Origin of the sequence: Parolsenella catena (assembly GCF_003966955.1) — a bacterium.
Classification (GTDB): domain Bacteria; phylum Actinomycetota; class Coriobacteriia; order Coriobacteriales; family Atopobiaceae; genus Parolsenella; species Parolsenella catena.
The window spans coordinates 538,902-550,419 of record NZ_AP019367.1 but is presented as its reverse complement, the minus strand read 5'-3'; the positions used below and the strand labels follow the sequence as shown (position 1 = coordinate 550,419).

The following is an 11,518-nucleotide window of genomic DNA, read 5'->3' as shown; positions in this document are numbered from 1 at the left end:
ACCGCAAGGAGATGGGGGCGCGCATGGGCACGCAGGACAGGGTACAGGCCACGGGCGACGAGGCGTGGGAGCTCGCGCGAGAGCTCGTTCGAATCGACTCGTCTGACCCCGGCGCCTACGAGGGGCAGATCGAGCGATTCATCAAGGGCTGGCTCGAGGAGCGCATCGCACGGCTGCCGGCCGCCCTCAAGGGCCGCGTGAGCATCGAGGAGCTCGAGGCCCTTCCCGGCCGCACCGAGCTCATGGCCACCATCCCCGGCACCGGCGACGAGCCGCGCCTGGTCTACATCTGCCACATGGACACCGTGACGCTCGGCGACGGCTGGGACGCCGACATCGACCCTCTCGGCGGCCTCATCCGCGACGACCGCCTCTACGGCCGCGGCGCCTGCGACATGAAGAGCGGCCTGGCAAGCGCCCTCGTGGCCTTCGCCACGCAGCTTGAGCACACGGCCCAGGCCGGCGAGCTGCCCCACCGCGGCTTCTCGATCATCTGCAGCGTGGACGAGGAGGACTTCATGCGCGGCGTGGAGCGCGCCATCGAGACCGGTTGGGTGGGCAGCCGCGAGTGGGTGCTCGACACCGAGCCCACGGACGGCCAGCTGCAGATCGCGCACAAGGGACGCACGTGGTTCGAGGTCACGATGGCAGGCGTCACGGCCCACGCAAGCCAGCCGTGGAAGGGCGCAGACGCCATCGCCGCGATGGCCGAGTGCGTGAGCCGCATCCGCACGGCCATTCTCGCCCAGCCCGCCCACGACGAGCTTGGCCCCTCAACGGTGACGTTTGGCCAGGTGGAGGGAGGGTACCGCCCCTACGTGGTGCCAGACTCGTGCAAGGTGTGGATCGACATGCGCCTCGTGCCGCCATGCACGACCGAGGTTGCCACGCGCATCGTGGAGCGCGCCATCGGGCAGGCCGAGGAGCAGGTGCCGGGCTGCCACGGCTCCTACGTGATCACCGGCGACCGCCCCGCCATCGAGCGCGACCCGGCCTCGCCGCTTGCCGCCGCCGTGCTCGACGCCACGCGCGAGGTCTGCGGCGAGCCCGCCGAGGTTGGCATCTTCACCGGCTACACGGACACGGCCGTCATCGCCGGGCGCTGCGGCAACCACAACTGCATGAGCTACGGGCCGGGGTCGCTGGCCCTTGCCCACAAGCCCAACGAGTTCGTGCCCCACACCGACGTCCGCCGCGCCCAGGCCGTCCTCACCCGCCTCGCCGAGACCCTCTGCCGCTAGCCGGACCAAAGGGGACGGGTTCGTTTGGTCCCGCCCCGCCGTATCGGGACCAAAGGGGACGGGTTCGTTTGGTCCCGCCCCGCCGCGGCCGCGCCGGGCGTGGTGCCGGGGTCAACTGTCGCCGCCGCGGCCGCGCCGAGCGCGCGCTATCATGAACGGCATGACCGAGAGACGCCTGACATACCGCGAGTACGCCCAGCTGGCGCGCCTGCCGCTCGACAAGCTTGCCGAGCAGTGCGACGTACAGACCTTCCACGCCACGGGCCCGGGCGGCCAGTGCGTCAACACCACCGACTCCGCCGTGCGCACGACGCATCGCGGGACGGGCATCGTGGTGGTGAGCCGCGAGAGCCGCAGCCAGTATCGCAACCGCCAGCTGTGCCTCTCCAAGCTGCGCGACGAGTTCGCCCGCCGCGCCGTGCCGCCCAAGGTCCGCCACAAGACCAAGCCCTCGCGCGGCCAGCGCATGCGCCGTCTGGCCGACAAGCGCCACCGCTCCCAGGTCAAGCAGCTCCGCGGCCGCGTGAGCGGGGAATAGCTTCGTCACAAATCGGGGCTCCCGCGGGAGCCCCTTTCGCTACCTCGACAGCTTGTCGATGACGCCCTCGATCTCTCGGAGCTTCTCGTCCCGGGTGGAGGCGTCGCCGCTCGCGCACGCACAGCGCACGCAGCCCTCGACATGGGCCTTGAGCACGGTGGCGTTCGTCTTTGCCACGAGGCTCTCGATGGCCATGAGCTGGTTGGATATGTCGATGCAGTAGCGGTCCTCCTCGACCATGCGAATGACGCCGTCCAGCTGGCCGCGCGCCGTCTTGAGCAGGTTGAGGACCGTCTTGGAGTCTGCCTGCATGGCTCTCCCCTCTCCGTATGTGCGGGCGCGCCGCCAACGCGGCCGCACCCGAGCGCGCGGCCGGCGCCGCAGGTCCCCGCCCGCCGCACCGGCCCGCACGCGCGCTCGCTACTGCGCCGCGACCTCGAGTACCTTGTACGTGTCGCTCGCGCCCTCGATGGCGGCCTTGAGCTGCTCGGGCTCCACGCCCTCCGCCTCCACGGTGACGACGTTGGTCTCGTGGTCCGCCTCGGCGTCCGTCACGCCCGCAACGGCGAGCAGCGCGCTCTCGACCTTGGCCTCGCAGTGGCCGCACATGATTCCCTGCGTCTTAATGGTGTAGTTCATGATGCATCCTTTCTCGATGTTATCGTTCGCGCCAGCGGCGCAATCGCCGCCCCGACGGCCCAAAGGGTCGCGCGCGGGCACGCCCGGGCCCGCCTCGACGCCCCCTACTCCTCCGGCGCCACGCGCGGGCGGAAGCCGCGCAGCCGCAGCGCGTTGCTCACCACGCACACGCTCGACAGGCTCATGGCCGCCGCGCCGAACATCGGCGAGAGCTGCCAGCCCAGCAGCGGGAAGAACACGCCCGCCGCCAGCGGAATGCCGCAGGCGTTGTAGCACAGCGCCCAGAAGAGGTCCTGCTTGATGTTGCGAATCACCGCGCGCGACAGCTCGACGGAGCGCGCCACGTCGAGAAGGTCGGAGTGCATGAGCACCACGTCCGCGCCCTCCTTGGCGATGTCCGCGCCGGCACCTATCGCGAGGCCCACGTCGGCGCGCGCGAGCGCCGGCGAGTCGTTGATGCCGTCGCCCACCATGGCGACCCTGTGGCCCGCCTCCTGCAGCTCGCGCACGTGGCGTTCCTTGTCGGCCGGCAGGACGTTGGCAATGACCTCGTCGCTGGCAAGCCCCACCTCGCGGGCAATGGCCGCGGCCGTGACGTCGTTGTCTCCCGTGAGCATGACGGGGCTCACGCCAAGCGTGCGCAGCGCCGCGATGGCCGCCACACTCGTGGGCTTCACCTGGTCTGCCACGGCCACGATGCCCATGAGCCGCCCGTTCTTGGCAAACATGAGCGGCGTCTTGCCGTCGCGGGCAAGGCCGTCCAGCGCCTCGGCGTCAACGTCCACGCCAAGCTCGGCCATGAGACGGGCGTTGCCGGCGGCCACGGCGTTGGCGCCTTCGCGCGCCGTGACGCCGCGGCCCGGCACCGCCACGAAGTCGCTCGCGGAACGCGGCACGATGCCCAGTTCGCCCGTATGCGCCATGACGGCCTCGGCCAGCGGGTGCTCGGAGCCCGCCTCGAGCGTGGCCGCGAGCTTGAGCAGGGCCTTCTCGGTCACGCCAGGTGCCGGAAGCACGTCTGTGACCTGCGGCTTTCCTCGCGTGATGGTGCCGGTCTTGTCGAGTACCACGGCATCGACCCCGCGCAGGGCCTCCAGCGCCTCGGCACTCTTGAACAGCACGCCCATCTCGGCGCCGCGGCCCGTGCCCACCATGATGGCAACGGGCGTGGCCAGCCCCAGCGCGCACGGGCAGCTGATCACGAGCACGGCGACGCCCGAGGTGATGGCCTCGGTCACGCTGCCGGTCATGACCAGCCACACGGCAAACGTCACGAGCGCGATGCCGATGACCGCCGGCACGAACACGCCGGCCACCTTGTCGGCCAGGCGCGCGATGGGCGGCTTGGTGGCGTTGGCGTCCTCCACGAGCTGCACGATCTTGGCCAGGCTCGTGTCGGCGCCCACGCGCGTGGCGCGGAACGTGAACGTGCCCGTGCGGTTGATCGTGGCGGCGCTCACGGCGTCGCCGGGGCCCTTCTCCACGGGGATGGACTCGCCGGTGAGCGCACTCTCGTCGATGGAGCTCGCGCCCTCGAGCACCACGCCGTCCACCGGCAGGCTCTCGCCGGGACGGATGCGGATGACGTCGCCCACCGCGATGGCCTCGGCGGCCACCTCGCGCTCGCCGCCGTCCGCGTCCACCACGCGGGCAGTCTTGGGCGCGAGGTCGATGAGCTTCTCCAGCGCGCCGCCCGTCTTGGCCTTGCTGCGCGTCTCGAGGTACTTGCCCACGGTCACGAGCGCCAGGATGGTGCCGGCGCTCTCGAAGTAGAGGTTGTCCATGCCCGTCATCATCGCGGCGTGGACATCTCCGGCGGCCAGTTGGTCGGCCATGACGAACATGGCGTAGACGCTCCACGCGAGGCTCGCCGTAGCGCCGATGGCGATGAGCGCGTCCATCGTGGGGGCGCGGTGCCACAGGCTCTTGAAGCCGTTCATGAAGTAGGCGCGGTTCTCGTAGACGATGGGCAGCACGAGCAGAAGCTCGGTGAGCGCGAGCGTCATGGAGTGCGTGTGGTCCGTGAAGATGGCGGGCAGCGGCCAGCCGAGCATGTGGCCCATCCCGATGTAGAACAGCGGAACGAGGAATACGATCGAGACGACGAGGCGGCGGCGCATGGCGTCTGCCGTGGCCTCGAGCTTTGCGGTGGGGTTCTCGAGGGCCGCGGCGCGGCCCGACGCGGATGTGCCGGCGGCCGAGCTCGGGCCACCGACGAGCGCGGCGGTGTAGCCGGCGCGGTCAACGGCCTGGCAGATGGCATCTGGCGAGGTAGATGACTCGTCATAGTCCACTGCCATCGAGCCGGAGAGCAGGTTGACCGTGACGGCGGACACGCCGTCGACGCCCGCCACCGCCTTCTCCACATGGGCCCGGCACGCCGCGCACGTCATGCCACCCACGTCAAACTTGCCATGTGCCATCGGAACCTCCCGTTCGATTCTTCTCAATGGCAGTTTACCCCTCCCCCTGGGGGGTAGGGTTTCGAAGTTGCGGAACACCACAAAACGGTTCCAACCTACGGAAACTGTCACAAATCCAAACGTTTGTGCGCTCGACGACGCTTTGATGGCAGTTTTGCCCCTCGAGAGCGCACTGACGAGAGCCCGCTGGCCTTCGGAGCACCCTTTTGGGCGCCCAAATGGCCCCACGGCGATCCAAATCGCCAAAGCCATCGCACACACGATTGGTTTTGTGACAGAAAGCCAGTCGCGAAGCCTCACGCTGCCCGATCACGTCGCACTCTCAAGGGCAAAAACCGCCAAAACCCGTTCGCAGACCGTCTGTTGCAAAAATCACCAGAGGTCTGTGCGGTGCGAACGGCCCCGGAACCCCCACCATGGCCCGGCGGTCGCCCAAAACGCACAAATATTGGCTCCAGGGCGCACCCAGACGGCGTGGGAGCGCAAGATGGGGCGGCTTCGCGCCCACGAAGCCGCCCCCATCGCACAAACCTGCCCCTGTTTTTGCAAGTTCGGCCCCGCGAACGCTCGCGAGCCTCCCCCCTACAGCGCGCAGACGTTCTGCGGATGCCCCTCGAGCCACGCGCGAACGTTGTCGAACTCGATGACCGCCCTGCGCTCCATGGCCTCCTCGGTGAGGAACGCCACATGGGGCGTGAGCACGCAGTTCTTGGCTCCCGCCAGCGCATAGCCCTCGGGCAGCGGCGGCTCCATGTCGAACACGTCGATGCCCGCACCGGCCAGCTTGCCGCCGTTTAGCGCGGCGGCAAGCGCGTCGTTGTCCACGATGGCGCCGCGAGCGCAGTTCACGAGCACGGCGCCGTCGCGCATGGCGCCAATCTTGTCTGCATCGAACCAGCCGCGTGTCTCGTCATTGAGCGGCAGGTGCAAAGACACGATGTCGGAGTTCGCCAGCAGCTCGCCCAGTCCCACGAACTCGATGCCCGCCGCACGCGCCGCCTCGCTCTCGTGGCGCGCATAGCCAAGCACGCGGGCGCCAAACGCGCCAAACAGCCTCGCCGCGGCGCACCCGATGTGGCCCGTGCCCACGATGCCCACGGTCTTGCCAGAGATCTCGCGCCCCATGAGGCCGGCGGAGGTGCCGCCCGCACGCGTCGCCGCATCGGCCGGGACTACGTGGCGCAGCACGTCGATCGCGAGGCCCACCGCGAGCTCCGCCACGCTCACGTCAGAGTAGCCGGCGCAGTTGCACACGGTGACGCCACGCTCGCGGGCCGCGTCGAGGCCCACGTGGTCGATGCCCGTGAACGCCACGGCAATCATCTTGAGCGCGTCGGCGCCGCGCACGACCTCGGCCGGATAGGGGTTGTTGGCGATCATGACCACGTCGGCGCCGGCAGAGCGACGAGCGAGCTCGGAGGCGTCCGTCGTCTTCTCGGGCCAGTAGACGAACTCGTGGCCGGCCTCCTCGATGGGGTGCGCGAGCTTGCGGACGCGCGCCTCGGGGATGCCGAGCGGCTCGAGCAGGGATACCTTCATTCGATCGTCTCCTTATGAGGACGCCCGTCGCGAGGACGGGCGTTTGTCGACGCGTCCGGACGGACGGGCGACGGGCCAAGAAAAGCGCCCGCCGCGAAAGACGGGCGCCCAAAGCGCTACATCTGGGAGAGCTTCTCGCTCAGCAGCTGGTTGAAGAGCTTGGGGTTGCCCTTGCCGCGACTCTCCTTCATGCACTGGCCCACGAGGAAGCCCACGACCTTGCGGTTGCCACCGCGGTACTGCTCGACCTGCTCGCCACAACGCGCGAGCACGGCATCGACCACGGGCTCGAGCGCGCCGGTGTCGCTCACCTGGCGCATGCCACGCTCGTCGACGACCTTCTCGGGGTCGAGGTCGGTGCCGTTGACCGCGTCGAGCACCTCGCGCGCCTGCGCGAACGAGATGGCGTCGCCCGCGAGCAGGGCGCTGATCCCCGCGACCTGGGCGGGCGTGAGCGCGTCGTAGGCCGGCAGCAGGTTCACCACCACGTTGCCCACCGTGAGCGCCGCCTTCTCGGGCGCGAGCCTGCAGGCCTGCTCGAAGAACTCCGCCGTCACGGGGTCGCCGGCGATCTGCTCGGCGTCCGCGCGCTTGAGTCCGTACTGCTCGCAGAAGCGGTCGCGCTTGGCGTCCGGCAGCTCCGGAATCTCCGCGCGGCACTCGTCGATGAACTCGTCCGTGAGGTCGAACGGGGCGAGGTCCGGGTCCGGGAAGAGACGGTAGTCATCCGCCGTCTCCTTCACGCGCATGACGACGGTGCGCTTGCGGCTGGGCTCCCAGTGGCGCGTCTCCTGGTAGATGACGCCGCCCTCCTCGAGGACCTCGGCCTGGCGGCAGATCTCGTACTCGAGGCCGTCGTGCAGGGCCTTGAAGGAGTTGAGGTTCTTGAGCTCGGTCTTCGTGCCGAGCTTCGTCTCGCCACGGCGGCGCAGGCTGACGTTGCCGTCGCAGCGCATGGAGCCCTTCTCCATCGAGCAGTCAGAGATGCCCAGCGTCAGGAACACGCGGCGGAGCTTCTCCATGAACAGGCGCGCCTCCTCGGGCGTGCGGAGGTCTGGCTCGGTCACGAGCTCGATGAGCGGCGTGCCGCAGCGGTTGTAGTCCACGAGGCTCTCGGTGGCGCCGCCGATACGGCCCTCCTCGCCGCCCACGTGGACCATCTTGGCGGCGTCCTCCTCCATGTGGATGCGCAGGATGCGGATGGGCACGGTGTAGGAGCCGTCCTCCGCGCGCTCGGGAAGCACGAGGTTGGCAGTGTCGTAGGTGCCCTGGCTCGAGGCCTTGGGGCGTGCGGCGCCTCCCTCGGGCAGGTGGTCGCTCATGGCGGTGGAGAGCCCCACGGCGTTGGCGCTGGCGCTCGCGAGGCTCTGGGCCTCGGCCTCGCCGAAGGCGCACTCCGGGCGCTCCGCCGCGCCACGGCCCGCGACCTCGAGGTCGAGGTGGCCGTGCATGCAGAAGGCGACGGGGCCCTGCGTGGTCTGGAAGTTCTTGGCCATGTCCGGGTAGAAGTAGTGCTTGCGGTAGAACATGCTGTGGCGCATGATCTCGCAGTTCGTGGCCAGGCCCGCCTTCACGATCGACTGGATGGCGCGGCGGTTGGGCACGGGCAGCGCACCCGGAAGACCCAGGCAGACGGGGCACACGTTGGTGTTGGGCTCGTCGTCATGGGACAGGCGGCAGTTACAGAACATCTTCGTGTCGAGCGTGGTGAGCTCGGTGTGGATCTCGAGGCCGATCACGGCCTCCCAGTCCTGGAGAACGTCGGCGAGCTTCTTCATGCGAGCTCACCCCCCTTCCCGGCGAAGTCAGGAGCGACGGCGAGCGCGGGCGAGCCGTCGGCAGAGGCGGCGCCGCGCTCCACGGCGCGCGCGAACGTGAGCAGGTCGCGGTCCTTGAACGCCGGGCCCACGAGCTGGGCCGAGACGGGCAGGCCGGAGTCCGCGCCCAGGCCCAGCGGCACCGAGACGCCACCGTTGCCGGCGATGTTGATGCTGATGGTGTACAGGTCCGCGAGGTACATCTGCGTGGGGTCGCTCATCTCGCCAAACTTGAACGCCGTACGCGGGCTGGCCGGCATCAGGATGACGTCGGCCTTCTCGTAGGCGGCGGCGTAGTCGCGTGTGATGAGCGTGCGCGCCTTCTGCGCGGCAAGGTAGTACTTCTCGTACACGCCGCTCGAGAGCAGCCAGGCGCCAAGCATCTGGCGACGTTTGGCCTCCGCGCCGAAGCCGTGCGCGCGCGACAGCGAGCTCTGCTCGGCCAGCGACGCGCAGCCCGGCTCCTGGTAGCCATAGCGCACGCCATCGAAACGCGCGAGGTTCGAGAAGGCCTCGCACGGGCCCAGCACGTAGTAGGCGGCGATGGCGGCGTCGAGGTTGGGAAGCTCCACCTCGACGAGCTCGGCGCCCTGCGCCTCGAGCGACTTGGCGGCGGCGGTGACGGCGGCGCGGACCTCGGGCGTGAGGCCCTCGGCGTCCATGAGCGCCGGCACGATGCCCACGCGCCTGCCGGCTACGCCGTCCTCGAGGTGCTCGAGGAAGTCAACCGGGCAGTCCTGGCTCGTGGAGTCGCGCGGGTCGCGACCGGGGCCCGTGAGCGCGTTCATCGCAAGCGCCACGTCTGCCACACTGCGGCCGAACGGCCCCACCTGGTCAAGCGAGGAACCAAACGCCACGACGCCGTAGCGGCTCACGGCGCCGTACGTGGGCTTCATGCCCACGACGCCGCACAGCGCGGCCGGCTGGCGGATGGAGCCGCCAGTGTCGGAACCCAGTGCGAGCGTGACCTCGCCGGCGGCCACCGCGGCAGCAGAGCCGCCCGAGGAGCCGCCGGGCACGCGCTCGAGGTCCCACGGGTTGTTCGTGCGGTGGAACGCTGAGCTCTCCGTGGACGAGCCAAACGCAAACTCGTCCATGTTGGCCTTGCCCACGGGCAGGCAGCCCGCGTCGAGCATGCGCTGGACGCAGGTGGCGGTGTAGACGCTCTCGTAGTTCTCGAGCATGCGGGAGGCGCAGGTGGTGCGCGTGCCCGTAAGCATCATGTTGTCCTTGACGGCCAGCGGCACACCAGCGAGCGCAGGCAGGGGCTTGCCGGCGGCGCGGTCCGCGTCGATGCGCGCGGCGGCTGCGAGCGCGAGCTCGGGCGCCACCTGGAGAAACGCCTGGACGGCGCCCTCGCGCGCCTCGACGGCATCGAGCGCGGCGCGGGCGACCTCGGTGGCCGTGAAGTCACCGGCGGCGACGCCGGCGGCGATCTGGGCGGCAGAGAGGGTATCGAGTGAGGCCATTACTCCTCGCCTCCAAGGATGGACGGGACACGGAAGTAGCGGTCGCGCGGGCTGGGCGCGTCGAGCAGGGCGTCGTCGATGGACAGGCCCGGCTCCGGCACGTCTGCCGCCATGACGTTCGACAGGTCTCCGATGGGGTGGAACGTGGGCGGGACGTCCGCCTCGCCATACTGAAGGACGGGCTCGAGCACGCCCGTGATGGCGCCGTTCATATACGCCGTCATCTCGGTGAGCTCTTCGTCCGTGAGGGCGACGCGGGCGTAGTCCGCGATGCCGCGCACGTCGCGTTCGCTTAGTGCCATGTGGCCTCCCATGCAAAGTGGTTAACCCTGTCATTTTATGGCAGGTTGCGGACGTCAAGCACGAGCGGGCGCGATTGTGTCAGGACGGTAACAGTGCGGCGGAGGGTGGCACGTCCTAGCTTGCGTGCACGCGCCTGGCTGCGGCCACCAGCGCAGCGCCCGTAAGCGCGACGAGAGCTGCCGCCGAGACGAGCACCGCCTGCACGCCAAACGCATCCGCAAGCAACGGCGCCACGAGCAGCGGCAGCGTACCCGACACGCTGATGCCCGCGCGCATGAGCGCGCTCACGCTGCCGAGGTGGCCCAGCTCGCAGTTGCGCTGCGTGAGCGTCACACGCAGGGGCATGATCATGCCGTTCGCTGCCCCGAGGACGAGCTGACCGGCGGCAGCGCACCACACGAACGGCGTCGCCGTGTAGAGCACCGCCCCCAGGCCCTCCACCACAAGCAGGCCGCACAGCGCCGGCAGCGTCACGCGGCGCGTGGGCACGCGGCCGGCAAGGAGAGACCCCACCGTGGCACCCACGCCCACGATTGCCGTGAGCCATCCCATCCACTCGGCACCAACGCGAAGCACGTCTCGGTAGAAGAGGCTCTCGAGCGAATCGAACGCGCCAAAGCCGAGGTTACCGAGGAAACACACGGCAAACAGCACGATGAGCGCCGGGCTCGCCACCGTGGCGCGCACGCCATTCGCCACGCGCGCGAGCAGGGAGGACGTGGTCTGCCCGCTGTCCTGTTGGTGCTCGGGACGAATGCGTTCGCGAAGGCGCAACGCAACGAGCACGCCGAGGACGGACGTCACGGGCAGCGCGGCAAACACGAAGCGGTTATCGGTCACGCCGGCGATAGCGCCGGCAAGCAGCGGTCCTGCGATGACGGCAACGAACGTCGCCACGCTGTTGAGCGAGTTCACGCGCGCGAGCAGGACCTCATCGTTCGTGAGATAGCGAGGAAATGTCTCGACGGCTGTCGATGCCGCGGCGCCGGCAAGCCCCATCACGATTGCCACAACCAGCAGCGACACCATGCAGACGGGCATGGCGAGCACAACGGCGGCCGCGACGAGCGGCAGCGCCAAAGACGCCACGAGCACGATCTTCGGCCCCACAGCGTCAATGAGGGCGCCGGCAGCCGAGTACCCCACAAGCATCACGACATTCATCACGAACACGAGCGCCGAGACCTCTGCCGCGCCCGCATCCAGCACGTAGGTGGCACAGCCGATGATGCCCACAAAGTAGGCCGCCTGGAACCCCAACTGGTTGAGAAAACATGCTGCGACAAGCCGCCTGAACGTCGCGTCCACGAGCAACCCCCCACTTGAGCGTTCATTTCTCGACGCATTGTAGCACGAGGCCATTGCCGACCATGTCGCAACGACACCGCCATTCGTAGCGACACCGCCATTCGCAACAACACCGCCATTCGCAGCGATATCGCCATTGCTGTGGCGTTTATACACGCTCAGCGGCTCTCCAGCGTGCAAAAACGCCACAGCGTTCGCGCCGGCGTGCAAAAACGCCGCGCCAACCGCTCCAGCGTGCAAT

The 11,518-nt window shown here is 69.2% G+C and carries 9 protein-coding genes and 1 pseudogene; 2 read left to right on the top strand and 8 right to left on the bottom strand.

Features of this window, described 5'->3' with window-relative positions; translation table 11 throughout:
- Positions 1-23 precede the first annotated feature (23 nt).
- Positions 24-1,241, top strand: coding sequence for a M20 family metallopeptidase (locus tag Pcatena_RS02570; RefSeq protein WP_232619882.1), 1,218 nt, complete (start codon positions 24-26; stop codon positions 1,239-1,241).
- A 259-nt stretch (positions 1,242-1,500) separates the two neighbouring features.
- Positions 1,501-1,779: pseudogene (locus tag Pcatena_RS02565) on the top strand (peptide chain release factor-like protein); the annotation flags it as partial.
- Positions 1,780-1,818: 39 nt separating this feature from the next.
- Here the strand turns inward: Pcatena_RS02565 and Pcatena_RS02560 are convergent.
- From Pcatena_RS02560 to Pcatena_RS02525, 8 genes are all read right to left on the bottom strand, one after another.
- Positions 1,819-2,091, bottom strand: a complete 273-nt coding sequence (locus Pcatena_RS02560) for a metal-sensing transcriptional repressor (RefSeq protein WP_126421349.1) — start codon at positions 2,089-2,091, stop codon at positions 1,819-1,821.
- 108 nt (positions 2,092-2,199) lie between these two features.
- A complete protein-coding gene (locus Pcatena_RS02555; protein WP_126421347.1) occupies positions 2,200-2,418 on the bottom strand; it encodes a heavy-metal-associated domain-containing protein in 219 nt (72 codons plus the stop codon).
- 104 nt (positions 2,419-2,522) lie between these two features.
- Positions 2,523-4,841 carry a heavy metal translocating P-type ATPase gene (locus Pcatena_RS02550; protein WP_126421344.1) on the bottom strand — a complete coding sequence of 773 codons (2,319 nt, stop codon included), beginning with the start codon at positions 4,839-4,841 and terminating at the stop codon, positions 2,523-2,525.
- Positions 4,842-5,423: 582 nt separating this feature from the next.
- Positions 5,424-6,380, bottom strand: coding sequence for a 2-hydroxyacid dehydrogenase (locus Pcatena_RS02545; protein WP_126421342.1), 957 nt, complete (start codon positions 6,378-6,380; stop codon positions 5,424-5,426).
- Between the two features lie 116 nt (positions 6,381-6,496).
- Positions 6,497-8,158, bottom strand: coding sequence for an Asp-tRNA(Asn)/Glu-tRNA(Gln) amidotransferase subunit GatB (gene gatB / locus Pcatena_RS02540; RefSeq protein ID WP_126421340.1), 1,662 nt, complete (start codon positions 8,156-8,158; stop codon positions 6,497-6,499).
- Positions 8,155-9,666: an Asp-tRNA(Asn)/Glu-tRNA(Gln) amidotransferase subunit GatA gene (gene gatA / locus Pcatena_RS02535; protein ID WP_126421338.1), complete on the bottom strand. Its 1,512-nt coding sequence runs from the start codon at positions 9,664-9,666 to the stop codon at positions 8,155-8,157. Before gatA ends, gatB begins: the two co-directional genes overlap by 4 nt.
- Positions 9,666-9,968 carry an Asp-tRNA(Asn)/Glu-tRNA(Gln) amidotransferase subunit GatC gene (locus tag Pcatena_RS02530; RefSeq protein ID WP_126421336.1) on the bottom strand — a complete coding sequence of 101 codons (303 nt, stop codon included), beginning with the start codon at positions 9,966-9,968 and terminating at the stop codon, positions 9,666-9,668. Before Pcatena_RS02530 ends, gatA begins: the two co-directional genes overlap by 1 nt.
- Positions 9,969-10,083: 115 nt before the next feature.
- Positions 10,084-11,277: an MFS transporter gene (locus tag Pcatena_RS02525; RefSeq protein WP_172596355.1), complete on the bottom strand. Its 1,194-nt coding sequence runs from the start codon at positions 11,275-11,277 to the stop codon at positions 10,084-10,086.
- Positions 11,278-11,518 lie beyond the last annotated feature (241 nt).

What these genes read in the sequence shown, in the direction of transcription:
- Pcatena_RS02570 (WP_232619882.1), top strand. Translation starts at nt 24, where the DNA reads ATGGGCACGCAGGACAGGGTACAGGCCACGGGCGACGAGGCGTGGGAG.
- Pcatena_RS02560 (WP_126421349.1), bottom strand. Translation starts at nt 2,091, where the DNA reads ATGCAGGCAGACTCCAAGACGGTCCTCAACCTGCTCAAGACGGCGCGC.
- Pcatena_RS02555 (WP_126421347.1), bottom strand. Translation starts at nt 2,418, where the DNA reads ATGAACTACACCATTAAGACGCAGGGAATCATGTGCGGCCACTGCGAG.
- Pcatena_RS02550 (WP_126421344.1), bottom strand. Translation starts at nt 4,841, where the DNA reads ATGGCACATGGCAAGTTTGACGTGGGTGGCATGACGTGCGCGGCGTGC.
- Pcatena_RS02545 (WP_126421342.1), bottom strand. Translation starts at nt 6,380, where the DNA reads ATGAAGGTATCCCTGCTCGAGCCGCTCGGCATCCCCGAGGCGCGCGTC.
- gatB (WP_126421340.1), bottom strand. Translation starts at nt 8,158, where the DNA reads ATGAAGAAGCTCGCCGACGTTCTCCAGGACTGGGAGGCCGTGATCGGC.
- gatA (WP_126421338.1), bottom strand. Translation starts at nt 9,666, where the DNA reads ATGGCCTCACTCGATACCCTCTCTGCCGCCCAGATCGCCGCCGGCGTC.
- Pcatena_RS02530 (WP_126421336.1), bottom strand. Translation starts at nt 9,968, where the DNA reads ATGGCACTAAGCGAACGCGACGTGCGCGGCATCGCGGACTACGCCCGC.